This is a genomic window from Nereida ignava (genome assembly GCF_001049735.1).
Lineage (GTDB): Bacteria > Pseudomonadota > Alphaproteobacteria > Rhodobacterales > Rhodobacteraceae > Nereida > Nereida ignava.
This window is the reverse complement of sequence record NZ_CVPC01000002.1, coordinates 73,592-97,827: the sequence shown is the minus strand read 5'-3', so window position 1 is coordinate 97,827 and position 24,236 is coordinate 73,592. Positions and strand designations below refer to the sequence as shown.

At 55.6% G+C, this 24,236-nt stretch carries 28 protein-coding genes and 1 pseudogene; 2 read left to right on the top strand and 27 right to left on the bottom strand.

The features are described 5' to 3' along the window. Positions 1–15: 15 nt before the first annotated feature. From NIG5292_RS00705 to fabD, 23 genes and pseudogenes are all read right to left on the bottom strand, one after another. Positions 16–3,861: a baseplate multidomain protein megatron gene (locus NIG5292_RS00705; protein ID WP_048597421.1), complete on the bottom strand. Its 3,846-nt coding sequence runs from the start codon at positions 3,859–3,861 to the stop codon at positions 16–18. After that, positions 3,861–4,289: an NlpC/P60 family protein gene (locus NIG5292_RS00700; protein WP_048597420.1), complete on the bottom strand. Its 429-nt coding sequence runs from the start codon at positions 4,287–4,289 to the stop codon at positions 3,861–3,863. The genes NIG5292_RS00705 and NIG5292_RS00700 overlap by 1 nt, the downstream gene beginning before the upstream one ends. After that, entirely contained in the window at positions 4,286–4,615 is a 330-nt protein-coding gene (locus NIG5292_RS15270; RefSeq protein ID WP_306372336.1) for a phage/gene transfer agent baseplate hub protein, read from the bottom strand. The genes NIG5292_RS00700 and NIG5292_RS15270 overlap by 4 nt, the downstream gene beginning before the upstream one ends. Beyond that, positions 4,587–5,177, bottom strand: coding sequence for a phage/gene transfer agent baseplate hub protein (locus NIG5292_RS00695; protein WP_306372335.1), 591 nt, complete (start codon positions 5,175–5,177; stop codon positions 4,587–4,589). The genes NIG5292_RS15270 and NIG5292_RS00695 overlap by 29 nt, the downstream gene beginning before the upstream one ends. Continuing rightward, positions 5,174–5,806, bottom strand: coding sequence for a DUF2460 domain-containing protein (locus tag NIG5292_RS00690; protein ID WP_048597419.1), 633 nt, complete (start codon positions 5,804–5,806; stop codon positions 5,174–5,176). Before NIG5292_RS00690 ends, NIG5292_RS00695 begins: the two co-directional genes overlap by 4 nt. A gap of 26 nt (positions 5,807–5,832) precedes the next feature. Then, entirely contained in the window at positions 5,833–6,489 is a 657-nt protein-coding gene (locus tag NIG5292_RS00685) for an RcGTA-type gene transfer agent tail tape measure protein (RefSeq protein WP_048597418.1), read from the bottom strand. A gap of 3 nt (positions 6,490–6,492) precedes the next feature. Continuing rightward, positions 6,493–6,684, bottom strand: a complete 192-nt coding sequence (locus tag NIG5292_RS00680) for a phage tail assembly chaperone (RefSeq protein ID WP_048597417.1) — start codon at positions 6,682–6,684, stop codon at positions 6,493–6,495. Continuing rightward, on the bottom strand, positions 6,674–6,991 hold the full coding sequence (locus NIG5292_RS00675) for a gene transfer agent family protein (protein ID WP_048597416.1): 318 nt from the start codon (positions 6,989–6,991) through the stop codon (positions 6,674–6,676). The genes NIG5292_RS00680 and NIG5292_RS00675 overlap by 11 nt, the downstream gene beginning before the upstream one ends. Next, entirely contained in the window at positions 6,991–7,404 is a 414-nt protein-coding gene (locus NIG5292_RS00670) for a phage major tail protein, TP901-1 family (RefSeq protein WP_048597415.1), read from the bottom strand. The genes NIG5292_RS00675 and NIG5292_RS00670 overlap by 1 nt, the downstream gene beginning before the upstream one ends. A 12-nt stretch (positions 7,405–7,416) precedes the next feature. Further along, positions 7,417–7,851: a DUF3168 domain-containing protein gene (locus NIG5292_RS00665; RefSeq protein ID WP_048597414.1), complete on the bottom strand. Its 435-nt coding sequence runs from the start codon at positions 7,849–7,851 to the stop codon at positions 7,417–7,419. Next, positions 7,848–8,186 (bottom strand): phage head completion protein, encoded by a 339-nt coding sequence (locus NIG5292_RS00660; RefSeq protein ID WP_048597413.1) that lies wholly within the window; start codon positions 8,184–8,186, stop codon positions 7,848–7,850. The genes NIG5292_RS00665 and NIG5292_RS00660 overlap by 4 nt, the downstream gene beginning before the upstream one ends. Next, positions 8,183–8,758, bottom strand: coding sequence for a head-tail connector protein (locus NIG5292_RS00655; RefSeq protein ID WP_048597412.1), 576 nt, complete (start codon positions 8,756–8,758; stop codon positions 8,183–8,185). Before NIG5292_RS00655 ends, NIG5292_RS00660 begins: the two co-directional genes overlap by 4 nt. 179 nt (positions 8,759–8,937) lie before the next feature. Next, a complete protein-coding gene (locus NIG5292_RS00650) occupies positions 8,938–10,101 on the bottom strand; it encodes a phage major capsid protein (protein ID WP_048597711.1) in 1,164 nt (387 codons plus the stop codon). A gap of 85 nt (positions 10,102–10,186) precedes the next feature. Then, positions 10,187–10,732 carry an HK97 family phage prohead protease gene (locus NIG5292_RS00645; RefSeq protein WP_048597710.1) on the bottom strand — a complete coding sequence of 182 codons (546 nt, stop codon included), beginning with the start codon at positions 10,730–10,732 and terminating at the stop codon, positions 10,187–10,189. 14 nt (positions 10,733–10,746) lie between these two features. Further along, positions 10,747–10,992, bottom strand: a complete 246-nt coding sequence (locus NIG5292_RS00640; protein WP_048597411.1) for a GTA head formation protein, RCAP_rcc01685 family — start codon at positions 10,990–10,992, stop codon at positions 10,747–10,749. After that, positions 10,985–12,142, bottom strand: a complete 1,158-nt coding sequence (locus tag NIG5292_RS00635) for a phage portal protein (RefSeq protein WP_048597410.1) — start codon at positions 12,140–12,142, stop codon at positions 10,985–10,987. Before NIG5292_RS00635 ends, NIG5292_RS00640 begins: the two co-directional genes overlap by 8 nt. Before the next feature lie 96 nt (positions 12,143–12,238). Further along, positions 12,239–13,615 (bottom strand): annotated as a pseudogene (locus NIG5292_RS00630) (DNA-packaging protein). Further along, on the bottom strand, positions 13,542–13,877 hold the full coding sequence (locus NIG5292_RS14755; protein ID WP_048597409.1) for a hypothetical protein: 336 nt from the start codon (positions 13,875–13,877) through the stop codon (positions 13,542–13,544). The pseudogene NIG5292_RS00630 and the gene NIG5292_RS14755 overlap by 74 nt, the downstream one beginning before the upstream one ends. Positions 13,878–14,137: 260 nt before the next feature. Continuing rightward, entirely contained in the window at positions 14,138–15,292 is a 1,155-nt protein-coding gene (gene mltG / locus NIG5292_RS00620) for an endolytic transglycosylase MltG (protein ID WP_048597408.1), read from the bottom strand. A gap of 3 nt (positions 15,293–15,295) precedes the next feature. Then, positions 15,296–16,552, bottom strand: a complete 1,257-nt coding sequence (gene fabF / locus NIG5292_RS00615; RefSeq protein ID WP_048597407.1) for a beta-ketoacyl-ACP synthase II — start codon at positions 16,550–16,552, stop codon at positions 15,296–15,298. Between the two features lie 203 nt (positions 16,553–16,755). Next, positions 16,756–16,989 (bottom strand): acyl carrier protein, encoded by a 234-nt coding sequence (locus NIG5292_RS00610; protein WP_048597406.1) that lies wholly within the window; start codon positions 16,987–16,989, stop codon positions 16,756–16,758. Positions 16,990–17,171: 182 nt separating this feature from the next. Further along, a complete protein-coding gene (gene fabG / locus NIG5292_RS00605) occupies positions 17,172–17,909 on the bottom strand; it encodes a 3-oxoacyl-[acyl-carrier-protein] reductase (protein ID WP_048597405.1) in 738 nt (245 codons plus the stop codon). 20 nt (positions 17,910–17,929) lie between these two features. Then, positions 17,930–18,871 carry an ACP S-malonyltransferase gene (fabD, locus tag NIG5292_RS00600; protein ID WP_048597404.1) on the bottom strand — a complete coding sequence of 314 codons (942 nt, stop codon included), beginning with the start codon at positions 18,869–18,871 and terminating at the stop codon, positions 17,930–17,932. Positions 18,872–18,998: 127 nt separating this feature from the next. On the opposite strand from fabD, the gene NIG5292_RS00595 reads away from it, so the two are divergent. Next, entirely contained in the window at positions 18,999–20,192 is a 1,194-nt protein-coding gene (locus tag NIG5292_RS00595) for a cytochrome b/b6 domain-containing protein (RefSeq protein WP_048597403.1), read from the top strand. Between the two features lies 1 nt (position 20,193). Here the strand turns inward: NIG5292_RS00595 and NIG5292_RS00590 are convergent, their stop codons facing one another. From NIG5292_RS00590 to NIG5292_RS00575, 4 genes are read right to left on the bottom strand one after another with little or no spacing between them, the layout of a single operon-like run. Next, positions 20,194–20,862 carry an alpha/beta hydrolase gene (locus NIG5292_RS00590; RefSeq protein WP_048597402.1) on the bottom strand — a complete coding sequence of 223 codons (669 nt, stop codon included), beginning with the start codon at positions 20,860–20,862 and terminating at the stop codon, positions 20,194–20,196. Further along, entirely contained in the window at positions 20,859–21,488 is a 630-nt protein-coding gene (locus tag NIG5292_RS00585) for a DNA-3-methyladenine glycosylase family protein (RefSeq protein ID WP_048597401.1), read from the bottom strand. Before NIG5292_RS00585 ends, NIG5292_RS00590 begins: the two co-directional genes overlap by 4 nt. Further along, the gene (locus tag NIG5292_RS00580) at positions 21,482–22,213 is read right to left on the bottom strand and encodes a cobalt-precorrin-6A reductase (protein WP_048597400.1); all 732 of its coding nucleotides are present in this window, start codon (positions 22,211–22,213) and stop codon (positions 21,482–21,484) included. The genes NIG5292_RS00585 and NIG5292_RS00580 overlap by 7 nt, the downstream gene beginning before the upstream one ends. Beyond that, positions 22,210–23,253, bottom strand: coding sequence for a cobalt-precorrin-5B (C(1))-methyltransferase (locus NIG5292_RS00575; RefSeq protein ID WP_048597399.1), 1,044 nt, complete (start codon positions 23,251–23,253; stop codon positions 22,210–22,212). The genes NIG5292_RS00580 and NIG5292_RS00575 overlap by 4 nt, the downstream gene beginning before the upstream one ends. A gap of 132 nt (positions 23,254–23,385) precedes the next feature. Between NIG5292_RS00575 and cobA the strand changes: the two genes are divergently transcribed. Then, a complete protein-coding gene (cobA, locus tag NIG5292_RS00570; RefSeq protein ID WP_233488129.1) occupies positions 23,386–24,231 on the top strand; it encodes a uroporphyrinogen-III C-methyltransferase in 846 nt (281 codons plus the stop codon). Positions 24,232–24,236 lie beyond the last annotated feature (5 nt).

Here is a 24,236-nt window from a genome sequence, read left to right as displayed (position 1 = left end):
GGTCAAAATATCCCCTTAAGGCACGGCAATCTGTGCAAATGGTCCAGGTCCAAAACGATCCGAAAGCTGTGCGACTTCAAAGATTAGATTACCACTGATACTTAACGGCTCATTAAGCACCGCGGTGGGGCTCGTCACCGTCTGTTCAAGCTTCACGCCAGTTTCATCGCGTAACCTTATCAAGTATTGCTCGCTCATTTCACCGACGGGCACATCAAATCCATCCCAATGATCTCCGTCAATCCGTGTCCGCCTCATCCACTGCGCAGCAATGAGGCTATCGCCGCGCTGCACCTGCAAATGGCAAGGCCTATACGGACGAAGACTTGCCCCCGCGACTGCAAAACTATGCTCGCGGTAAGCGGCATCATTTACTGCACGGCCCGATGGTCCGACGCGGTAGGTCTGTTCTACACCGCGCTGATTTACGGGAAGTTCAAGCTGGCTGACAGCACCATCAAGTAAGACGACTTTGCTCCCAACAGGCCACGTATCAGGAACAAATGCATCCGTCCCCTGCTGCCCGCGCACAAGCCCCGAAAGGCGATACCTGTTGGGACCAATTAGAACCGCATTTTGCGCCTGAAAAAGTTCCCACACGGCCACATCACCGCGACCAATTGCAAAGACATTTTGACCGGACAGAAGGCTGTCTAGATTTACAGACGACAGCGCGCCGTGTGTGAGCTCAACATCAACAAAAGCCGTCCTGTCGATTACCCCGAATGGGCCGGTGTTCAACGCGGTTACGGTTGTGCCAGATGTCGCCTGTTCGGTGATCTGTAATTGCGGTTCAAAAGCCTCATCGGCGACCTCAATAAATACATCAGCCGGTCCCGTCCAAGGTAACGCATTTACCGCAACGAACGGGCCGGTATTGGGCGTTTCCGCACGGATAATGGCCAGGTCAAGAAACTGCGCGGCAACTGGCGTCGGCACGACAAACGGGCGAAGGGAAATTGGCACTGTCGCAGGGTCTGCACGGGCATAAACATCCGCATCAATCCGCGTCCCTTCCATCATCAAATGCGTAGATCTTGACACATTATCAATACGGTAGAGTGTTTTCGTCTCACCATCATCAGTTTGAACCACATCTCCTGCACCTAGATGCGCCATCGATGGGGGAACCGCAAAACTAACGCTATCTTGTCCCGCATGCGCCTCTGAGAGCCAGCGGTCAGCCATGCCTTGCGCTTCACCCGCGGTCAAAGCCAACGACATTTCTGTGCTTGAAACAACATTACTGCTCGCATCTGGCAAGGTCGATTGCGCCGTTGCAGTTTCATAATCCGCGTCCGCTTCAACGTAGCTAAATCGGACATCACTAATCAGGTCAGCACCGCTACCGCGCAGCTTCGAAATACCACCATTATTCTGATCTGATACAAGCAGTTCATCCAGCACAATCGCACCATGTGGATGACCGTCTCGCATTTGAAAAACCAGCGTTCCAGCGCGATCAATCACATCCAAACCGTAGGCCGTAATCAACGGTTGTAACGCCGCGCGACCTGTTTCGGATCCGCTATCTAGATAGCCTCTGACGTACCCAAAAAGACCCGAGGTATCTACCTGTGTTATGCCAGCATTATTCGCAATTTCACGCACAACAGAGGACAAAGATCGCGCAGAACTGCGCCCGTTTAGCCAATGCCCTCTGTCATAATTTTCTGCGTCGCTCCAAAGCTCGGCGTTGCCAGGAAAAAACGGAAATGGCCGCGCATCCCAAGCCCACACATGCGCCTTAGACATATCAACCATTGCCCCATCATATAGATCAGATTGAGGGTTGCGCTCCGGCTCATTCCAATAGGACAAATGGGCCCGCAGATACTGCATTTGCATTAGCTCATCACGCTGCCCGTTCGAGTAATGAGGCACTGCACTTTCAGATGATTTGGGATCAAGAAACCGGTTCGGCTGATTGGCCCCTTTATCGATTGCCGCACATCCAATCTCGGTGAAATAAAACGGCTTTGAGCGCGGCTGCCATGCTGTTGGCACCTCTGATCGCACCCCGCCGATACGTTCAAAATGAGAGTTCTCCCAGAAGCCACGAATGTCTTTATAGCGGTACACCCACGGCTCATCATAAGCGCCGTCTGTAATCGGCGTTCTGATTTGCGCGTCTCGTGCTTCTGGGCTTTTGTAGTACCAGTCAAAGCCCTCACCACCCTCAATATTGGATTGCAAATACCCCAAATCATAAATGCTGCCCCAAGACTCATCTGTATGGTCCGGCTCATCCCGCCAATCTGCGGACGGGAAATAATTATCAATCCCAATGAAATCTACGTTGTCATCAGCCCAAAGCGGATCAAGGTGAAACAACCGGTCGCCAGAGCCATCATCAGGCTGATATCCCCAGTATTCTGACCAATCAGCTGCATAGCTGATCTTGGTATTAGGTCCCAAAATGGTTCTAACGTCACGAACCAACCGAATGAGCGCACCAACTGCCGGAAAGCCCGCATCTGGCAAACTACGCGTCAATTCCCGCATCTCCGAACCTACGCAGAACGCATCAACGCCACCGGCAGCTTTGCACAAGTGAGCATAGTGCAGAATAAACCGGCGATAGCTACGTTCAGGCGGGCCTGTGTAGTGAACACCGTTCGCAGTTGGGGAAAAATCGCTCAGCGTACAAGTACCGAAAAAGTCAGATACGGCTTGTTCCGAGCTTGCAGAAATCCTTCCGCGCCACGGCAATTCAGGCTGTCCTATTTCAGCATCGCCATGAGGTAGCGTATTGCCAGATAGCTGCTCCATCAGGATAAATGGATAGAAAACAGTATGTTGCCCTTGGGCGCGCAAATACTGCAACGCCTCAATCACGGACGCATCGGACGGTGTGCCACCATAAACCGCGCGATTTTCTAACACTGGAACTGATCCTGCAGCAAAACGATCCAAGCCACTTACGTTCCACGGCATGCCTTCTGCGTCCACTCCGTTGGGCTCCGCACGTGGTGAGATTTCGCATTCACCTGCGCGCAAATCATTGCCAAACCACGAAACAACCAACAGGCTTGATGCGCATTTTGGCAATTCCTGCGCAAGCCCGTCAACCGAGGTGACAAAGTCGCTTTTCCCAGAGGGCGTATTCTCATTCACCGCAACCGTCGCGCCATCACGCGTCACATATGCAGGCGTCGTGGCCAGCGCATATTCACCAGTTCCCGGCATCATGGCGACGCCCCGAACTAACTCTGGGACATCCGCGATGGCGGCGTCTTCCTGCCCCGATCGAAACACTTCAAATGAGAAATTTGGAACTCGGTTTCCATACCGCTCAAGCGCAAGATCTTCGAATACAACATAGGCCGTGCCGCGATACGCAGGCACATTCCCCGCGCCTTCGATCGCCTCCAACGTCGGGTCAGCCAGTTGATCCGGTGAGCCATCATAAACACGGTAGTTGAGTTGGGTTAAATTAACTTCTGTGCCGTCCGCCCAGATGCGCCCAATCCCACTGATTGTGCCCTCACAAAGAGCCACAGCGATACTAATCGAATAGCTATACGCCGTCGTACGTTGTGTCGGCATACCCTTGCCACTTCGCGAAGTTGTCTGCGTCGTTTCTTGGAACTGTGACGCCCAAATAACTTGCCCCGCCACGCGCATCCGCCCATATACGCGCGCGACCGGGGTACCCTGACTAGCGCCCATTAACCGCAACCGGTCCATGCGTCCCGTTTCCACAGGCGCACTACCCGCGCCTGACAGGCGGCTATCAATCGCGCGCCCAATCATAGCACCGGCAAAGCGTCCTGCCACTGCCGATGAGACACCCAAAACGGTCCCGCCCAACATATTGCCTGCCGCGAATCCAGCGGCTGAAAGTACTAGGGTTGCCATCATAACTCTCCAAAAACGGGAACATCAAACCGCGCAACAATGCGCCGTTTCCACGGTGTACTGAGTGGGCTCTCAACGACGCCATGGTATTGATACGAATGAATAAATGTGGAGTTCTCTCCGCACGCAGACAAAATACCAACGTGTTTCGCAGCTGCGTTTGAGTGCACTCTGAACAGTAAAACAACGCCAGTCTCAGACGGCTCGAAATACCGCAACAATGCATTCCACAACACTTCGTCACCGCTGACCTCAGACCACGTAGGCGCATAAGCTGGCGGCACCTCTGGCGAATGCCCAAAGACGTCGCGCCACACACCGCGCAATAGCCCCAGACAATCACAACCTGCGTTCATTTCGCTTGCTTGATGAACGTAGGGCTTTCCAATCCAGCGCCGTGCATGGGCTACAAATAACGCAGCACTCATCGTCTGCTTCCACCACTCAAAGTGCTACTACTTATTGGGACGGCGACCATCCAGTCGTCCCCAGGCACATCCGGAAAGCCCTGAAAATTAGCCCCGTTCCGATACTTAATGCGGCATGTATCAAACCGCTTGTCACACCCTGCATATAGCTTAACGCTGTCGCCAATACTTAGCCGACGGCGCGCAGCACTCCAGATCTGGAGCTCCCGATCGTCTGTGCCCGCAACTTGCTTGTCAGATTTGATCTTGACCTGAGCACCCGCTGCGCCACCGCTCACTACGTGAACGGCACCCCGCTCAAACCAGCGAATTTTCAAACGTCCCATCAATAGAAACCGAAAACGATGTCTCTCCCGAGATGCTCGAAATAACGCCCTCAGCGTTGTAGCCCAAATGTTCAAGATCAACCCCACATTCTGGCGCGCCCAACTTTGCCAAGCACCCCTTTTGATACACACGTCCACGCGGCTGATTTAGGCGCTCCGCCAACCCGCGCAACTCCGCACGGAAAGTACCCTCGCTGCGCTCAATTTCACCGATTGTGCCTGAAAAAATCAGCTGGCGCTGGCGTGTATCTGCCCAATTCAACCACCAAGCGCGCACCTCAGCATCATCATAGAGCCCAAACTCAATATCACGTTCCGATATCGCAGCACTGTTCAACGCACCAACCGCTTCCGAGTTATCCACCGCCATACCGGTTGAGCTTTCAACCGCCCGAGCCGTCATTCCAGTATCAGCACGAAACTTAATACCGTCGAACTCCAGATCACCGTCATGATCCGTAAACCCAAGTTGCACGCCGTCTTTACGGGTCACGGCCCACGCCCTGCATGTTGTTGTGCAACCACATTTCAGATGCTCATGAAAATCACTGTCGATGCTCATACACGGACCTCCACAACGGGAATGTCAGGAATATCGCCAGCCTGAAACGTCGACAGCGACGTCATGATCTGATCACTGTCAAACCGTGCGGGAACATCAAATTCAAAACCCGCAGAAATCTGAACGCCTACTTCCGGCGCTACAACAAATGAAATCACGCCGTTTGTATAGTCAGCAGCAAAATCAACACCTTCAACTTGCTCAACTTGATCAAGCGCAACCATCAAACTGCCATCAACTGGCTTTTGAATTGGACGCGCATATTGGTGCTCGCCCGACTTATACACTTTAACCAATTGAAAGCGCTTTTCGGCACCATCACCAACTGCAATATCTTGATCCACGGCAGACACTTCGGCCTGAACACTACATGATTTGTAATCAGCCCAATCCTTCCACCGAAATGCAAATAATTGGCCGCAACGCGCCTCAAAAAATGCTACGACAGCCTCAACATCGGTGAATGCGCGCAAACCAAGCCCTGCATCATACCGTCGCTTTGAGTGGGCCCAAGGCGTGTTGCGCTCTTCAAATCCGTTAGACAGCGTTACAATATCTGTTCGCCTCTCTGGTCCACCAATAGCACCAAAACTTAACCCAACCGGAAACTGAACTTCGTGAAAACTCATACCAAACTCCTAACCAACACGACACATTAGCGGGTGCGCTGACCCTTCGCCAAAGCACGCCCCAACTGCGCAGAAACCTGTGCTTGCGCGCGCTGAAATCCCGCCACGTCAGGAGTGCTAATATTCATCACAACACGAACCGGAGCGTTCGCCCCACCACCCTGCATACGCACACCAAGTGCGCCATCCGGGCCACGGGTTAATGGCATAATCGCCTCAGGTCCCGCCTCACCCATCAAGCCTGTTCCACCGCGCATCCCAAATTGCGTTGGGCTCGTCACGACCCCGCCTTTGGCAAAAGCTTGCACACGTCCCGACACTCCAGAACCGGCACCTTGCGTGCCAAAATTAGTACCGAGAGCGCCCGTAATTGCGCTCTCAAATAGCTGCCCAAAGTGGCTGGTAACAGGCTTGACGGCAGCCGAATAAGCCGCAGAAACTAAAGATGTCCCAACTTTGTGCATCACATCAGATAGCCTCAAGCCGTCTGATACAGCACCATCAATTGCCCGCCTCAGCCCGTTGCTCATCCCCTTTGACAGAACACCTGCATTGACACTTGATGTAGCCAGACTTTGCTGCATCTTGGTCAATTCGCCACTGAATGCTGCAGCTAGATTACTCGTCTGGTCCAGGCTTTGCCCCAGTGCGGATACGTCATCTTCAAACTCATCAATATTCATCTATTATCCTCCTAGGTCTGCATCAGGAAACTCGCGCGTAAGTGCTGAAAACCGATCGAACGTCAGAGGCGACGCCGCTAGATCAAGGCCAAGTAACAAGCTCAGTTCAAACGGCGTTAAGTCCCAAAACACCTCAGGTGACAGCCGCAAGTCAGAAAGACCAACACGCTGCAGCGCCCGCCATTCAAGCGTCATCGCCAAAGGCCCTCACCAATAGTTGCGCGGCGGCACGGGCAGCACCAAGTGGCCCGCCGTTAACGTCTGCATGCAGTAAGTCCGCAGCCGTTCCATCCCAATTTCCTGATGACAAACCTGCCTCGATAAGGGCCAGAACATCTAATGATCGGATCGAGTTTCCCTCAAACCTTTCAATCAGTTCTGTCAGAGAGCTAGCACCGAGTTTGACTTCAAGAGTTGCAAGCGCGCCCAATGACAGTCGCGCAACATACGGCTTACCGTTGACAGTAATTTCAACTTCACCTCTGTGGCGATTAACCATCATCAAATCGCCGTGAAACTTAGCGCGCCTGCTGACGCCAGAGCGAGTTCGTAGCTGGCCTCACCTTCGTAGCTTCCAGAATATTCAAGCGACGTGACCTGAAATGCACCCTCAATGATACCAAAATCTGGCACAACCACCTGACACCGCGGCGTCGCACCATCAAAGAAAACTTGGCGTGCCCTCTCATCAGTTGCTGCGTCCTTGAACACACCACTACCAGACACCTGCGCCTGCCGGACACCCGCGCCAGCCAGCAGTTCACGCCACCCTCCTGAACTTTCTAGACTGGTCACATCAACCGTTTCGGCATTAAAGCTAATCCGCGTTGCCCGAAGTCCCGCGGTGGTCTCAAAAACACCGTTTCCCGTCATATCCATTTTGATCAAAAGATCGCGGCCATTTTGTGCAGTCATCATCGTTCTCCATCAAATTTCAGTGGGGGCAATCGCCTCAAGGCGCGCCAGAATTTTCAAATCAATACGCCGCGTGCCACCTTTATCAGCGCGGCGTGCGCTGGCGCTTTCGAACCGCAGATCAGTGACACGCCCCACGGCGGTGCCCTCCTCATGCAATTCACGGTTTGCCCCTTCGACGCGGCGGACGACATCGGCGGCAATTTCCTTGGCTTCGGAAAAACCAGCCTCGGCGCAAATGACAGACACGATACATCGATGAAACGTACGGCGCGCAGAAACGTCAGATACGTCGCGTACGTTTTCGGGGCCAAGCAGAACGTAGACTTCAGGCACCACACCGCTTGGCGGCAAATCAAATACCTGCACACCAAGGGAGCCTTGCACATCATCTGTTAACGCCGCGAAAAATAGCCTTTGGAGTGCCGCCGATAACCCGTAACTCATGACGCCACCTGCCGGGATACACGGCACGCAAGATACCGCGCGTTAATGTCCCACTCTGAAACTCCGGTGACGTCGTAGACCCCGGTCGCATCAACCAAACGGTTCCCTGCCATGGGCCGCGCGTCATCGCCCACGGGTGCCGCACGCACGATGATCTCGCGGCGTTCTTGGGTAAGCACACCTGCCTGCCCTGTTTGTGTCACAGGGGTTGCTGCACGGACATCACCCCAAAGCCGCCCCAACACACGCCACTGGGTCCGGTACCCACCCGCGCCGTCACTGATGCGATCAGCCGTTTCCAGAGAAAACGAGCGGTTCAAACGCGGCCCCTTCATGCGGTGGCCCCCAATGAAATCCGCATCTCGCGGTAACGTTGGATCAGTGCGGTCACTCCAAAAGGCATGCAACCATTCGAAAGCCCAGTTTGCTCACGGTGCTCATAATAGTGCGTGGCAAGTAACATCACAGCCTGGTTTAGATCAGCAGGCACGTCAGACCATACGCCTGCAAGACCCGCCTGAAATCTGACCGTCAGCTCATCACCACCGGCCCCAATCACGTCCCCATCAAGCGTCACAAAGCTATGATGCGCACCTTGATCAACATTCGCGGCACCGACAATTTCATTGCCAGCGGACCAGACAGAAACATCTCCTACAATTGGAGAAATTGCCAACTTTAGCGTACGGGTTTGCTGCCACTTGCTTAAGGGCACCTCAAAGCCGCGCACCAACAACGCCTTACCTATCCGCGCCTCAATTGCAGAAATAGCGGCGCGCAAAAATGCCTTTAAAACAGGTTCTTGCGTATCATCCGTCGAAAATCCACTGCCAAGGCGAATGTGGGCTTTAAACCCATCAACCGGCAACAGGTCATCGGGGAAATTAGTATCAATGATGCGTGTCATAGGAGCCTCATGAAATTCAGTAAATGTCCGAGCAATCAGCGCAAAATAAGGGCGCGCGCCGCCTCGCATTGCTCGGACGGAGGGGAGCAGCTAGACAACACGAAGGTGGTCTTAGGCGCGCGCCCCGCGCAGAACTGTGCAATCGCAATGACCGCACAGCTCCTGTTCACAGCACCGCTTTACTGGGCTGCGAATTTCAACAATTTGATGGCCGCAAAATCAGTCACATCACCGCCCACCCGCTTGGTCGCGTAAAACAACACGTTGGGCTTGGCGCTAAACGGGTCACGCATCACGCGCAGATCAGGACGCTCGGCGATTGTGTAGCCACGGGCAAAATCACCAAAGGCAATCGGCGTCGCATTCACCTCAACGTCCGGCATATCCTCGGCGATCAGCACGGGGTAGCCAAGCAGACGCGCAGGGTCGCTTGAGGCCATTCCATCGTTCCACAAAAAGCGTCCATCACTGTCGCGCAGCTTGCGAATTTCACCAGCCGTTTTGCTGTTCATCACGAACGTACCATTGGCGCGGTAATCGGCCTCAAGCGCGTAGACCAGCTCAATCAACTTATCCGGATCACCCAAACCACCTGCTTCGCCAGTGATGATATGACCAATCTTGCCCCACTCGTAGTTGTCGTTTTCAACAGTCGTGTGGCTTAGGAAACCCATGGGTTTTTCCAAGCCGTCACCATTCACAAAGGCTTCTGCTTCTGAACGCGCGAAGGTCGTTGAGATTTTACCAGCCAGCCAGTTTTCAATATCAAAAGCACTATCATCCAACAGACGTTGGCTCGCTTTTGGCAATGCTGACAACTCGTGCAAGGCGATTGAAATACGGTCAATCGTGGGGGTGTTACTCTCGCTGGTGCCGGCCGTTTCATTGGCCCAACCCGCACCAAGATCGCCATGATCGACAAGCACATCATAACTGGTCGCATCAACGTTCACGATCTCAGCAATCGCACGGATTGAGGCAGCGTTAGCAAGGGATGACTTGATCGTGTCAGAGGTCACGGGATCAACCAAATATCCACCATCGCCAGCAATGGCACTGGACATAGATTTGCCCTCAAACGCCAACCCGCGCAGGGCATCTTCCTCGCCCAAACGCACATAAGCATCAAAAGCCTTCAGGTGCGGCGCTTCAAGCGGGGCCGCACTCAATGGGGGGCGGTTTGGCGTTGTCATCTTTTGGTTCAACATGGCAATCGTACTTTCTTGCTGGTTAAGTTGGTTTGTTAGATCAGCCTTGAAACCCTTCAAATCACTGACAAAATCGGTGATCGCAGTCTCAAATTGCGTGGCTTTTTGGGAAAGGATCGGCTGGGCGGAAGACATAGCTTTCTCGCCCCGATCCAATGCATCGGGTGTCGTCATAATCAGTCCTTTTCAAAGCAAAATAATCAGAGGGTGCCGCGCGGTATCACGTGGCCAATTGCTGCTGCGCCCGCCTGAGCGCCTCTGCATACGCGCATGATCCAAGGAGGGGCAAACCTTCGGATTTGGCCGTCACACGCGCCTCAGGCAGCATCGGAAACGTCACAAGCGACACCTCCCACAACTCCAGATCGGACAACATGCGCTGACCCTTGGCGTTCTTGCTGGCCGTCACCGTGCGGTACCCGATCGACAGCCCATCAATCGCCCCCGCCCCAAGAAGGGCCGCCGCTTCACGGGCCTTGGCCACATCGGTTAGTAACCGTCCGCTGACAAACAACCCATGGGCATCCTCATTTACTGTGTCCCACTCGCCGATCGGCTGCGTGGCATCATGTTGCCACAGCATTTTTACGCCACCACCATTTGCCTTCAGCGCATTTAAAGCGCGGGCATAAGCGCCGGCCATTACGACATCACCACCCTTATCCTCGATCCCGAAAACCGAAGCGTATCCCGCAACAATGACGCTATCATCACTGACTACATTCACCTGCAGACTGCGCGCGCTGTCTTTGCGTTCCAATGTCATCATATCCGTTTTCCTCATGCCAGATTAGGCGTCACAGTAAGCACCGATTGAAACGCTTGGGCCAAGATCACACCGACCACACCAAACACAATCAACCACAACCGTCGCTCAAGGCGTTCCATCGCGCTGTCCAAATCATCCAACCGCTTGCTCAGCATCTCAAACTGCAGCGCAGCCATCCGCTCGTGCAGATTGATCCGTTGGGCAGGCAAGCAATCAAGCTCACTCACCCCAAAAGGGTCTTTGGCAAACTCATTCATCACGGGCCTCCAATTCTACAGGCAAACCCAGCAAACGCCGCTTTTCAGCGTCACTTAGAAAATCCGCCGAACCGATGCGCGCCCATTGCTGATCGCGCTCGCCGGATAACGCAGCTACCTGATCAACGTCGGGCTTCAGCGTGACAGAGTGTGCCATCACTTGTCCCAGCCAATCCGCCAAGGCGGCAGTCACCCGCGTGGCCATTGGCAAAACCGTCAAGCGGTAGAACGCACGATTGGCCTCGGCGTAATTTGCATACGTCGCATCACCAGGAATACCCAACATCATCGGGGGCACACCGAAAGCTGTCGCAATCTCCCGCGCAGCGGCTTCTTTGGTTTTCTGAAATTCCATATCGGACGGACTAAACCCCATCGGCTTCCAATCCAGCCCCCCCTCAAGCAACATCGGTCGCCCCGCATTTCGCGCCCCTTGGTGATGCGTTTCCATCTCATCAACAAGACGGTCGTATTGATCCGTGGTCATCGTTCCAGACCCGTCAGCGCTTGAATACACAATCGCCCCGCTCGGACGCGCCGCGTTATCTAAAAGTCCCTTTGACCAGCGCGACGCGGCATTATGCACATCAAGTGCTGTCGCCGCGGCCTGCATCGGGCTTAACCCGTAATGATCATCAGACGGGTGGAACGACTTAATGTGGCAAATTGGACCGGGCGCGCCCACATCAAAGCGGTGAACAGACCCGCCCACAGTGTAATCATACGCCACAGGCCAGCCATCAGCACCAGGCACCACCCGCACCCGATCCGAACGCAACACGTGCAACTGCTCGGCCTCGCCGCTCACCTTAACGTAGGCATTGCCGGTCAGCAGCAGCTGGCAATAAATTGCCTCCAACAACTCCGCCTGACCTTGGCCCGCATTGGGACGCGCCAACAAACCCAGCAACGGATGGGTATCAAAACGCTGTGACGCATCTTGCAGTACCAAAGGCAGAGCCGCAGCTGCCTCCGCAATCAATTTTACCGCCCGAAACCCTACAGGATTACCCGCAAATCCGGTCCGCGTCAGCGAACCCGCATCGCGCGAAGTCCAAGCCACACCGCCACCAGACATCACCGCCGGTCTAAATGACCGCGCTTTTTGCAGACCTTGCGGTGCACTTTTTCGAAACATATCAAAAACCATTCACTCAACTCCATGACCTCGCCCGTCCAAAAACAGCCGGTCAATACGGCCCAAAACAGCGGGCGCTAAATTTACAACAGGACCTACAAATTCACATCACAACGTGCGCAACCGCGGATGGCGGTACTTTGCAGCAGGCTCAATCATCACTTCGTTCAGCGCCCACACCAAGGCGTCTACTCGGTCCGGCGATCCCTTGCCCTCAAAGCCGCGCGTCGTCATTTGGCACATCTGTTCCTCAAGCACCTCAAGGTGGCGCACATGCCGCACACGGCCCTGCTCATAAAGCATCGCAACAGGCTCAGCCCGCGCTGCCTTACCCCGTGACGCACGGACCCCCGCATAGGGCGCAAGCGGATCAATCTGGCGGATCATTTGCTCTACCATGTCACCGCCTTGGTTCACTTCGGCCACGATCTTATCGGCCCCAAACTGGCGCATCGCATCCACCGCACGCGTTGCCCACGCCAGCGGAGAGGCCGCCGTCACCGTCTTGTCTGCAAGCACATATGCCGTCCAATCTTGGGGTGGGCCTTGCAAATTGGCCCCTACCACAACGATCCCGCATTCATCTGACCGCGTGTGCCCCGTGACAGGCGGATCAACCGCCACCACCACGCGGTCAAACCGGTGCACATCCCCGAGATCAACGCGCGTCGCCTCAAGCATCGCCAACGACCAAAGCGCGTCTTCGGCATCATCAAGCAAGACACCGTCCAACTCCTGACGGCCCAAACGTGTACCCGCATATCGGCGGCGCACCTCGCTTAGAAACCCTTGCGCCAAGAACCCAGCATTGGCCTCTGTTGGCGCATGGGTGGTCACCGTGCTGTCCACATCCAAAATATCCTTCAACACGCCAACATTACGCGGCGTTGTTGTGACAACCTGCTGCGGACACTCCCCAAGACGCAGCGCAAACTGCAGCATATCCCAACTTTCACGGGCTTTCTTCCACTTGGCCAGCTCATCGACCTAAGCACCGTCAAATTGCGGACCGCGCAGGCTTTCGGGCTCGGAGGCAGAAAAACACTGTGCCTCGGCCCCATTTGGCCAAACCAGTTTGCGTTTTGAGGCCAACCATTCTGGCTTACGATCTGGCGGAGAGCACGCCAGAATTCCGCTATCACCAAACACCATCACATCGCGCACTTGGTCATAGGTTTCCCCGATCAACGCCAAACGCTTGGCCTTGCCCGAATGAAGCGGCAAACTGCCCTCAACCTGACTGCGCACCCATTCAGCACCGGCGCGGGTTTTGCCCGCACCCCGCCCGCCCATGATCACCCACGTCCGCCAATCAGCCCCTTTGGGCGTATAGGCAGGCGGTAATTGGTGATCATGGGCCCACATCTCGAAAATATACGGCAAGGCCCGCAAATCGTCTTCGGTCAACGTGTCAAGGAACGCGCCTTGCACGGCAACATCGGCGGAGCTTAGCCAAACGGCCAGCGATCTCAGATCGTCGGGCATCGAAATCGATATCGTGTTCGGTGATGCGGTCGCGTCGCTTAAGCTCATCATCTCGCAATCGTCCTCGTTCTGCGATCACGGCATCGCGGGCCTTCATGAGGCCACTCAAATGGGTGGACAGACCCTTGGCCCCATCCATCTCGCCGCTCTCAATTTTCCGTAATGCCGCCTCGATAAATCGCTCATAGCGGCTCATTTGATCCAACGCTGCAGCCAAACTATCTTCCGTCTGGTCAAACGCGTCATGGTTCATGTTGCTCATAATTTGCTGCCTATGTTTGGGTGTTACCCCCTCCACAGACCGAAAAAGCGTTGTAGGACCCTGACTTTTACCAGCCGTTCATCCTAGGCAGTCTCTCCCAGCTATGGCCAAGTTATACCTTCAAAAAGAGCCAAAAGTCAAAGTTTCCAAGGCGGGGGGACGCAACACCCCACCGCGCGATATGCTTAATTTTTCTTAAAGAAACAGTGAGTTAACCGTCACCTTGCCTTTAAAATAAGGCGCGCAGCAAGGCCCAAAGCTTAGTTGGCGTTGCGCTCTGCTTCGATCTTGCGCCACTTGGCAACATTGGCGTTATGCTCATCAAGGGTGCGCGCAAACGCGTGCCCACCGGTGCCATCCGCCACAAAGAACAACAAATCAGTACTCTCAGGGTTCAACGCCGCCTCAATGCTGGCCCGTCCGGGGTTAGCAATGGGGGTCGGTGGCAAGGCCGGAATGACATAAGTGTTCCAAGGGGTCTCGGCGCGCAACTCACTGCGGCGCAGCCCGCGGCCCAAAATACCCTCGCCCTTAGTAATGCCGTAAATCACCGTAGGGTCCGTTTGCAGACGCATTCCGCGTTTCAAACGATTGGTGAAAACACTGGCCACTTGACCGCGCTCTTCTGCAACCGCGGTCTCTTTTTCAATGATCGAAGCAAGGATCAACGCCTCTTGAGGTGTCTCAACTTCCACGTCATCCGCACGCTCGGCCCAAGCCTGCGCCAGAATACGTTCCTGACGGGCGGCCATATCCGCCAGGATCTCGTTCCGGTCCTGACCTTTGCTGATCTCATAGCTGTCGGGCGCAAGGCTTCCCTCAGACGGAACAGCGGCGATCTCACCGCTCAGAAAATCAATGTTGTTGAGCGCCTCAACAATCGTCCAGCTGGTCACGCCCTCCGCAACCGCAAAACGGATCAACGTATCAGAAGCATCCAGCGCGGCGGTGTAGACAGGATCAACAGGCTCTACTTGTGGCTCAAACCGCGCCTGTTCAACATAGCGGTTGGTGGCGGGATCAAGCTCACGGACTTGTACTTGCTTACGTGTCACGCCAACGCGGAACACCACTTCGGTACCGCATGTATTGCGCCCACCGCGTGTCACCACATCAACGATCTGCTCCATGGATGCGCCCGCCTCAATCAAGAACGAACCCGCCTTCAGCTGGGACGCCTTCTCGGAATAATCCGCCCCAAGCCGGAAAATGCGCGCATTGCTCACAGCACCCTGCTCCGCAAGATCGGCGCTTACCGAACCCATCGACGCACCCGAAGGCACTTGCAAACAAATCGCCTCAGCGAGCGGCCCGCCCTCTTTATACTGCGACGTTCCCCAAACGATCACCCCGCCCACAAGGAACAGGATCACAATCGCCAACGTCAGCGCATTAGAAACGACGTGCCGCCACATGGCTTAGCGCACCTTACCCATGATCAGGCTGGCGTTTGTGCCACCGAACCCAAATGAGTTCGAGAGGACTGTCTCAATCTTGCGCTCGCGCTTTTCTGGCCCAATCAGATCAATCGTGTGCTCACAGTCCACATTCTCAAGGTTGAGCGTGGGCGGCGCCACTTGATCGCGGATCGCCAGGATACAGAAAATCGCCTCAACGGCACCGGCTGCACCTAGCAAATGGCCGATGGCCGACTTGGTTGATGACATGGAACACTCAGACGCCGCATCCCCCAGAACACGCTCAACCGCGCCCAGTTCAATGGTGTCGGCCATCGTGGATGTGCCGTGGGCGTTGACGTAATCAATCTCGCTTGGTGCAATGCCCGCACGTTTTACGGCTGCGCGCATCGCCCGCTCGGCCCCCTCGTGGTTGGGGGGCGGCGCAGTGATGTGGTGCGCGTCGCCTGACAGGCCATAGCCCAAAATCTCTGCGTAAATCTTGGCACCGCGTGCCTTTGCGTGCTCATATTCTTCCAGAACAACAACGCCCGCGCCCTCACCCATGACAAACCCGTCACGGTCCGCGTCCCAAGGACGGCTGGCTTTGGTTGGATCATCTGCGCGCTTGGTCGACAGCGCCTTACACGCGTTAAAACCCGCAACGCCAATCTCGGAAATGGGGCTTTCGGCACCACCAGCAACCATCACATCCGCATCATCAAGCGCAATCAAACGGGCTGCATCACCAATGGCGTGCGCACCGGTTGAACAGGCTGTCACAACCGCGTGGTTGGGGCCTTTCAGACCATATTTGATGCTGACTTGCCCACTGACCAAGTTAATCAGCGCACCAGGAATAAAGAAAGGCGACACGCGGCGCGGGCCTTTTTCCTTCAGCAACACGGCTGTATCGGCGATCGAATTCAACCCACCAATGCCAGACCCGATCATCACACCGGTGCGGAACCGGTCATCATCGCTCTCAGGTACCCAACCAGAATCGGCAATCGCTTGGTCTGCCGCTGCAACACCGTACAAAATGAAGTCATCAATTTTGCGCTGTTCTTTGGGGGGCATATACGCATCAGCGTTGAAATCGCCCTCTCCCTCGCCGCGCGGCACTTCACAGGCGTAGGTCGTGCCAAGATGGCTAGCGTCAAATTTCGTAATGGGGCCGGCACCGGATTGCCCGTCAAGCAGACGTGACCACGTCACATCCACACCGTCGCCAAGCGGCGAAACCATTCCAAGACCTGTAACAACGACACGGCGCATCGGTTTTCCCCCAATTTAGTACTGCCTATGGTGGCTATCACATACCGCGCCACAACACTCAGGGGCAAGGGCTTGCATACCAATCAGCGCCCCACCGCCCCACCTTTTTTACAAAAACAGCCCCAAAAACGCGAAACGGCGCCCCAATTGGAGCGCCGTTTGCTATCTTGCAGCTCCCGCTCTTGCGGGGCGCGAAACGTGCCTTAGGCAGCTTCTGTGATGAATTTCACTGCATCGCCGAAAGACTGGATGGTTTCAGCAGCGTCGTCTGGGATTTCGATGCCAAACTCTTCTTCGAACGCCATAACCAGCTCAACTGTGTCCAAGCTGTCTGCGCCAAGATCGTCGATGAAAGACGCGTTTTCTACAACTTTGTCTTCTTCAACACCCAGGTGCTCAACAACAATTTTCTTTACTCGATCTGCAACGTCGCTCATGGCAATCCTCGTCTTTAATATCGTCCTGTTAGGACCTTGGTCTAATGCCTAATTTTTAAGGCCCATAAGGAGAGCGACATTGCCGACCCTCCCTTCTCATGGCGCGACTTACCACAATTTCATGATAAGGCAAACGCTTTCGATAACGCTGGGTAAAGCCGTAAATAGCCCTACCGCAGAGCCTAGTACATGGCCATGCCGCCGTTCACATGCAAGGTCGCACCAGTCATATATCCGGCCTCAGTGCTCGCCAGATAGAGCACCGCTGCACCGATTTCGGCAGCTTCGCCCATGCGGCCTGCAGGAACGTTTGTCAAAATGCCCGACTTTTGATCGTCAGTAAGTTTATCGGTCATCGCCGTGGTGATGAATCCAGGTGCAACGCAATTCACGGTGATCCCGCGCGAGGCAACTTCATAGGCAAGCGACTTTGACATGCCGACCATACCCGCTTTTGACGCTGCATAGTTTGCCTGTCCCGGGTTACCCGTGCTGCCCACAACAGAGCTGATGTTGATGATCCGACCCCATCGCGCCTTCATCATGCCACGGATCGCACCTTTGCACAGGCGCATGGTGCTGGTCAGGTTTACATCAAGCACGCTCAGCCATTCTTCTTCTGACATGCGCATGAATAGATTGTCGCGTGTGATCCCTGCATTGTTAACCAAGATATCAACAGAACCCATCGCATCGGCGGCTTGCTTTGGCAGGGCTGTCACGGCCTCTGCATCAGACAAGTTGCACGGCAAAACATGGGCGCGTTCACCCAGCTCATCTGCCAATGCTTGGAGCGGCTCAACACGGGTGCCAGACAGGCCAACCGTGGCACCTGCAGCGTGAAGCGTTCTTGCAATTTCACCACCAATACCACCGGAAGCACCAGTGATAAGGGCACATTTACCAGACAAATCGAACATTTTAAGTCTCCTCCGCGCGTTTAGGCGGTTTTCAGTTTTGCAATATCATCGGGGGTGCCAACAGCGGCACAGGCGATGTCGCGGTTGATGCGGCGTACCATGCCAGACAGTGCTTTGCCCGCACCAATTTCCCACATCTCGGTAACCCCTTGGGCCCCCATCCACGCCACGCTTTCGCGCCAGCGCACAGAGCCCGTTACCTGCTCAACCAGCAATTCGCGAATGCGCGCGGGGTCCGTAACGGCCTCGGCCAAAACATTCGCCACCAGCGGCACCTTGGGGGCGGAAACATCGACCCGCGCCAAAGCATCGGCCATCACATCCGCTGCGGGCTGCATCAACGCACAATGGAACGGTGCGCTGACCGGCAACAGCACGGCACGTTTTGCGCCCTTTTCCTTGGCGATTTCAACGGCCCGTTCTACGGCCGCCTTATGCCCCGAAACCACAACTTGGCCCGGATCATTGTCATTTGCCGCCTGACACACTTCGCCCTCACCGGCTTCAGCTGCCTCTTTGGCCACCGCCTGCGCCGTCTCAAAATCAAGACCAAGCAAGGCCGCCATCGCGCCCAATCCAACTGGCACGGCCTTTTGCATGGCCTCGCCGCGGGTGCGCAACAAACGTGCCGTATCTGCAATGCTAATTGCACCAGATGCGGCCAGTGCAGAATATTCCCCAAGGGAGTGGCCCGCCACAAAACTGGCGTCAGAGATATCAAAACCTTCTGTTTCCAATGCCTTGAAGGCCGCAATTGATGTTGCCATCAGCGCAGGCTGCGCATTGTGGGTCAACGTCAGCTCTTGCTGATCACCTTCCCAAATCAACGTCGACAGCGACTCGCCCAAGGCTGTATCTACTTCTTCAAAAACCGCACGCGCCGCAGGGTATGCATCTGCCAGCGCTTTACCCATTCCGATGGTTTGTGCACCTTGTCCGGGGAAAATAAATGCTCTGCTCATGGTTGTCTCCACATTATGTTGACTGAGTGTCTAAACCGCGCACACATATTGTTCAACGATGGAGAGTTGCCCGCCCTGCACTTCCCTGTACCCTCACCCGTAATTTGTTATGACCAAGGAACGTCCCATGCTGTCCAACACCGCCAGCCACTACGGCACCATAACCAAACTCTTTCACTGGACCATTGCCTTTGGCATCTTTTTGGTGATCCCCCTTGGTATCTACGGCAACAATCTGGCCCACGCCATTGAGGCCAACGGCGCCGATGCACAAACCGTGGCCCGCGCCGCGTTCGTGTTTAGCCTGCACAAAACCATCGGCCTTACGATTTTGTTCACTGCCCTTGCGCGCATCGCGTGGGCCATCAGCCAACCAAAGCCGGAGGCATTGAACGGAGACAAAAAGGCCGAACATTGGCTGGCAAGCATGATCCACTGGTTGCTTTACGGCTCGCTCGTGTTGGTGCCCGTGACAGGTTGGATCCACCACTCGGCGACATCCGGTTTTGCGCCCATTTGGTGGCCCTTTGGACAGGACCTGCCGTTTGTGCCCAAATCTGACAGCACCGCACATCTATTCGAAGGGCTGCACGTTGTGTTTGAGCGGGTGCTGGTTGCCAGCCTAGTGCTGCACATCGCCGGCGCGCTGAAACATCACGTGATCGACAAAGACGCCACCCTGCGCCGCATGTGGTTCGGCACAACCGCAGTTGGCCCCCGCCCGCAACAACACAGCGCAAAAACAGCCATCCTTGGGGCGCTTGCGGTTTGGGTTATCGCGCTTGGGATCGGCCAAAGCCTTGGGCTGTATCGCAGCGACACGGGTCAAACCACCGCAGCACTTGAGAGCGTTGCAAGCGACTGGACGGTTCAGTCCGGCCAAATCGGCATCGCCGTGACACAATTCGGCAGCCAGACCAATGGCAGTTTCAGCGACTGGACAAGCGCGATCACCTTCGATGAAACCGCCAAAACCGGCAGCGTCACAACCACCATCAACATCGCGTCGCTCAGCATCGGATCTGTCACGTCCCAAGCGCTCGGGGCGGAGTATTTTGACGCCGCCACCCACCCGACGGCCATTTATGAAGGGCAGATCAGCCATATTGAGGCGGATCAATACGCCTCAACCGGCACGCTTACGCTCAAAGGGCAAAGCATTCCGGTTGAGTTTACGTTTGATCTGACCATCGTGGACGGGCTTGCCAAAATGTCGGGCACAACACGGCTTGATCGCACCGATTTTGGCATCGGTGCGGCCGACGAAGGCACGTTGGGCTTTGGTGTAGATGTATCGCTGAACCTAACGGCCGCGCGCTAAGTTACTGATATCCCAGCTGTTCGCGCATAAATGCCAGCGCAACAGATAACCCGTCAGGGGCAATTCCGTGGGCTGTGCCGTTCATCACATGGGCGAACACATCACGGAATTTCGCCGCCTGAAGGCCCTCAACCGCCGCAGGCAGAGACTGCACAGGCACAACATCATCCTCATCACCGTGTACCAACAAAACAGGAAAGTGGCTCTCGACCTCATCAGGCAGAGTATCCGGCTCAAGCAAGCGACCAGAAAAGCCAACCACGCCCGCTACTGCATCTTCACGGCGCGGCATCACATGTAGCGCCATCATCGTGCCTTGGCTGAACCCAAGCACGACCACTTGCTCGGGCAACAAATCGTTGTCGACCATGATCCCATCAAGAAACGCATTCAAGTCATCTGCCGCTTGAAACAACCCTGCGCGGCTTTCTTCCTCGCTTGATCCGTCAATCCACGGGATCGGAAACCACTGACGGCCCATCGGTGCGCCATCACATTCTTGCGGGGCGTCGGGGCTGATGAACATCGTGTCGGGCATATGCTCCGCCAACGGGTCCGCAAGGCCAATCAAATCAGCACCGTTCGCCCCGTAGCCGTGCAAAAACACCACCGCACTGCGTAAATCACCAGAGTGCGGCGCGCGCACTTTTGCATCCAAAACCCGTGTCATGAGATCCCATCCCTTTGCTTTTCAACATGGTAGTATGCCCACAAGAGCCGCGCTGCAACCGCGCGCCAAGGGGCCCATTCGGCTGCGATATCGCGCATCGCGCGCTCGGTCGGGCGGGACGGCAACTCAAACAACAACCGCGTCGCCTCCTGAAGCGCCAAATCCCCGTGGGCACACACATCCGCGTGCCCCAATGAGAACATCGCATAAATCTCCGCCGTCCAGGGCCCAATACCCGGCACCGCAACCAAAGTGCGCACCACATCGTCTGTTGGCGCAGCCCGAAGAGCATCATAATCCAGCCGCGCCTCGGCTAATGCCTTGAGATACTTCACTTTCTGACGGCTTAATCCGCAGGCACGCATCTCATCCTCTGTCGCGGTGCGCACAGTCGCGGGATCAGTCAAACCACCTGCCACGCATCTCGCCTCAATCGCGCGGGCCGCCGCCACGCTGACTTGCTGGCCCACAATTGCAGACATCAGGGCCGCAAACCCGTCAGGTTTGCGCCTAAGCGGTAAAGGCGCTGTCACGGCCAAGGCGGGCGCAAAGCGGGGCTCAATCTTGATCAACTCTTGGGCGCCAAAGACAACATCTTCCAAAGTTTCAATCAAGGTGATCAACACGCCCTCACCCAATCAAGGGCTGCCTCGATCGTATCAACTTTTGGCGCATCCGGTTGTGGGGGCCGTTCAATCATCGCAACGGGCAGTCCCAAGAGCGCCGCTGCATCCAGTTTTGACCGGCTCGCCGTGCCGCCTGCATTTTTTACCACCAATAAATCCACCCCGAGTGCCTCAAATAACTCCACTTCGCGCCCCACTGAAAACGGAGGCCGCCCAATGCAATACTCACCGCCCTCAAAGGGAAATGGCGACGTTGGCGGATCAATCTGGCGGCAAATGATACGGTGCCCTTCAAGGTTGGCAAACCGTTCAAGGGTCTGACGTCCCGTGGCTAAAAACACAGTCGACGGCGTCTTGTTAAGCAATCCTAGGACATCTGTCTCATCGCGGATATGGTGCCATTGATCACCTGCCTGCGCTGTCCATGCAGGTCTTAAGTATTGCATATACTTCAGACTCTTACGGGCCGAAACTAATGCAGTTCTATGGGATATCCGACTGGCAAATGGGTGCGTTGCATCCAAAACATGCGTGATCTTTTCACGCTCAAGATATTCGCAAAATCCGTCTTCGCCCCCGAACCCACCAATGCGCGTCGGAAGCGCCAGTGGTTTTGCCTGACGGGTCGCCCCGGCAAGGGATGCCACCGCGTTAACGCCCATTTTATACAGCGCATCCGCCAGAACCCGCCCTTCGCCAGAGCCCGCAAGCAACAGTACTTTCATGGTCTGTCTCCGGCGCGCGCGAGGATTTTGCCTGCGCGGTCAATCAACACCACATCACTTGTAATACCTGCACCGCGAAGCTGTTTTTGAATTTGCACCTGCGCTGTTTCCGCAGCCCATTCCGCAACAGCTGGCCCGGCAACTTCATAGGCTTCAAGCGCCGTATTTGCGCCTTTAATTAATTCATTATCAACAGCTTGTGATAAGGACTTAAAGTCAACCTGCGAGCGTCCAGAGTGCAAATCAATCGCGCCTTGCGCCAGCTTCACCAGCTTTCCTATGCCACCACCAATCGTGATGTGCGGGACGTTTGTTTTGGCAAGATATTTCAACAGACCACCCGAAAAATCGCCCATGTCGAGCATCCCGTGATCAGGCAATCCGTACAGCTGTTGCACCACTTTTTCAGAGGTCGCACCCGTGCACCCCGCAACATGGGGCATCCCTTCGGCAACAGCCACATCAATACCGCGGTGAATGCTCGCGATCCACGCCGCACAGCTAAACGGGCGCACAACGCCCGTGGTGCCCAGAATCGAAATACCGCCCACAATGCCAAGGCGGGGGTTCCATGTTTTTTGGGCAATTTCCGCACCATCTGGCACAGAAATGGTGATCCGGACATCTGTCCGCCAGCCGATTTCGGCAACCACCTCATCCATCATCGCGCGTGGCACTGGATTAATCGCAGGCTCTCCCACCGCAATCGGCAGACCCGCCTTGGTCACATGTCCAACACCCTCGCCCGCATGAAAGCTGACACCATTTCCACCAAGCTCGACCCGCGCTTTGATCAACGCACCATGGGTCACGTCCGGATCATCACCTGCATCCTTGACAATGCCCGCCTCGGCCCAGCCTTCCCCAACGGCGGTTGTTTCAAGGGCAAAAACAGGTGTCTCACCCTTAGGCAAAGTGATTGAGACAGTGTCTCCCCACGTTCCGTCCCGCAGCCGCAACAGCGCCGCTTTCACCGCAGCGGTCGCACATGCGCCTGTGGTCCAGCCGCGCCGCAACGGTCCTGTTGGTTTTCGTGCCATTGCTGTGAAACGTCCCTTTGCCTTGGTACCGACTATATCAGCGCATTTCGCGCCGCCAAGCGGGTATGTAATGTCGCATTACCGCTTCATGTTTGCGAATTTGCGCGCCATAAGTTGCATATGACCGACTCTATGTTGCCTCCACTAACGTCCAAAAACTGGCCCGCGCTTGAGCCGGGTTGGGTGTGGTTGTGTGGTGCGGGCCCCGGTGACCCAGGTCTGCTGACGCTGCATGCGCTCAATGCGCTACGACAGGCAGATGTGGTGATTTATGACGCGCTGGTTCAAGAGGCGATTTTGGAATGGGCGCCGCAGGCCGAGCATATCTACGCAGGCAAGCGCGGCGGAAAACCTTCTGCAAAACAACGCGATATCTCGCTACGGCTGGTTGATCTTGCCCGTGCAGGCAAACGTGTTCTGCGCCTTAAGGGCGGTGATCCGTTCGTATTTGGGCGCGGCGGTGAAGAAGCACAGACCCTTGTGCAGCACGGCATCCCGATCCGCATTATCCCCGGCATTTCTGCGGGCATCGGCGGGCTGGCCTATGCAGGCATTCCTGTAACGCACCGGGACGTTAACCAATCTGTGACTTTCGTGACCGGCCATGATCAATCGGGCAACACGCCCTCCTCGCTGAATTGGCGCGCCATCGCCCAAGGCAGTCAGGTCATCGTGATTTACATGGGCATGAAACACATTGCCCGCATCGCCGCCGAGCTGATGGAAGGCGGTCGCAGTGCCCATGAACCCGTTGGCATCGTCACAACGGCCACAACGGACGCGCAGCAGGTGCTTGAGACGACCCTCAGCACAATGGAAGCCGACATCGCCGCGGCCGGTCTTGAGCCCCCTGCGATCATCTGTATCGGTGAGGCCGTTCGCATGCGCCAAGTCCTTGATTGGCAAGGCCAAATCGCGGGCGAGCCAGTGCGTGACATGGACCCGCTTGGCCGTGGTCGCCCCGCAGAAAGCGCATAGGGGGA

Coding starts and splice junctions, on each gene's coding strand:
- NIG5292_RS00705 (WP_048597421.1), bottom strand. CDS start 3,861: ATGGCAACCCTAGTACTTTCAGCCGCTGGATTCGCGGCAGGCAATATG.
- NIG5292_RS00700 (WP_048597420.1), bottom strand. CDS start 4,289: ATGAGTGCTGCGTTATTTGTAGCCCATGCACGGCGCTGGATTGGAAAG.
- NIG5292_RS15270 (WP_306372336.1), bottom strand. CDS start 4,615: ATGGGACGTTTGAAAATTCGCTGGTTTGAGCGGGGTGCCGTTCACGTA.
- NIG5292_RS00695 (WP_306372335.1), bottom strand. CDS start 5,177: ATGAGCATCGACAGTGATTTTCATGAGCATCTGAAATGTGGTTGCACA.
- NIG5292_RS00690 (WP_048597419.1), bottom strand. CDS start 5,806: ATGAGTTTTCACGAAGTTCAGTTTCCGGTTGGGTTAAGTTTTGGTGCT.
- NIG5292_RS00685 (WP_048597418.1), bottom strand. CDS start 6,489: ATGAATATTGATGAGTTTGAAGATGACGTATCCGCACTGGGGCAAAGC.
- NIG5292_RS00680 (WP_048597417.1), bottom strand. CDS start 6,684: ATGACGCTTGAATGGCGGGCGCTGCAGCGTGTTGGTCTTTCTGACTTG.
- NIG5292_RS00675 (WP_048597416.1), bottom strand. CDS start 6,991: ATGATGGTTAATCGCCACAGAGGTGAAGTTGAAATTACTGTCAACGGT.
- NIG5292_RS00670 (WP_048597415.1), bottom strand. CDS start 7,404: ATGACTGCACAAAATGGCCGCGATCTTTTGATCAAAATGGATATGACG.
- NIG5292_RS00665 (WP_048597414.1), bottom strand. CDS start 7,851: ATGAGTTACGGGTTATCGGCGGCACTCCAAAGGCTATTTTTCGCGGCG.
- NIG5292_RS00660 (WP_048597413.1), bottom strand. CDS start 8,186: ATGAAGGGGCCGCGTTTGAACCGCTCGTTTTCTCTGGAAACGGCTGAT.
- NIG5292_RS00655 (WP_048597412.1), bottom strand. CDS start 8,758: ATGACACGCATCATTGATACTAATTTCCCCGATGACCTGTTGCCGGTT.
- NIG5292_RS00650 (WP_048597711.1), bottom strand. CDS start 10,101: ATGTCTTCCGCCCAGCCGATCCTTTCCCAAAAAGCCACGCAATTTGAG.
- NIG5292_RS00645 (WP_048597710.1), bottom strand. CDS start 10,732: ATGACATTGGAACGCAAAGACAGCGCGCGCAGTCTGCAGGTGAATGTA.
- NIG5292_RS00640 (WP_048597411.1), bottom strand. CDS start 10,992: ATGAATGAGTTTGCCAAAGACCCTTTTGGGGTGAGTGAGCTTGATTGC.
- NIG5292_RS00635 (WP_048597410.1), bottom strand. CDS start 12,142: ATGGTTTTTGATATGTTTCGAAAAAGTGCACCGCAAGGTCTGCAAAAA.
- NIG5292_RS14755 (WP_048597409.1), bottom strand. CDS start 13,877: ATGAGCAACATGAACCATGACGCGTTTGACCAGACGGAAGATAGTTTG.
- mltG (WP_048597408.1), bottom strand. CDS start 15,292: ATGTGGCGGCACGTCGTTTCTAATGCGCTGACGTTGGCGATTGTGATC.
- fabF (WP_048597407.1), bottom strand. CDS start 16,552: ATGCGCCGTGTCGTTGTTACAGGTCTTGGAATGGTTTCGCCGCTTGGC.
- NIG5292_RS00610 (WP_048597406.1), bottom strand. CDS start 16,989: ATGAGCGACGTTGCAGATCGAGTAAAGAAAATTGTTGTTGAGCACCTG.
- fabG (WP_048597405.1), bottom strand. CDS start 17,909: ATGTTCGATTTGTCTGGTAAATGTGCCCTTATCACTGGTGCTTCCGGT.
- fabD (WP_048597404.1), bottom strand. CDS start 18,871: ATGAGCAGAGCATTTATTTTCCCCGGACAAGGTGCACAAACCATCGGA.
- NIG5292_RS00595 (WP_048597403.1), top strand. CDS start 18,999: ATGCTGTCCAACACCGCCAGCCACTACGGCACCATAACCAAACTCTTT.
- NIG5292_RS00590 (WP_048597402.1), bottom strand. CDS start 20,862: ATGACACGGGTTTTGGATGCAAAAGTGCGCGCGCCGCACTCTGGTGAT.
- NIG5292_RS00580 (WP_048597400.1), bottom strand. CDS start 22,213: ATGAAAGTACTGTTGCTTGCGGGCTCTGGCGAAGGGCGGGTTCTGGCG.
- NIG5292_RS00575 (WP_048597399.1), bottom strand. CDS start 23,253: ATGGCACGAAAACCAACAGGACCGTTGCGGCGCGGCTGGACCACAGGC.
- cobA (WP_233488129.1), top strand. CDS start 23,386: ATGTTGCCTCCACTAACGTCCAAAAACTGGCCCGCGCTTGAGCCGGGT.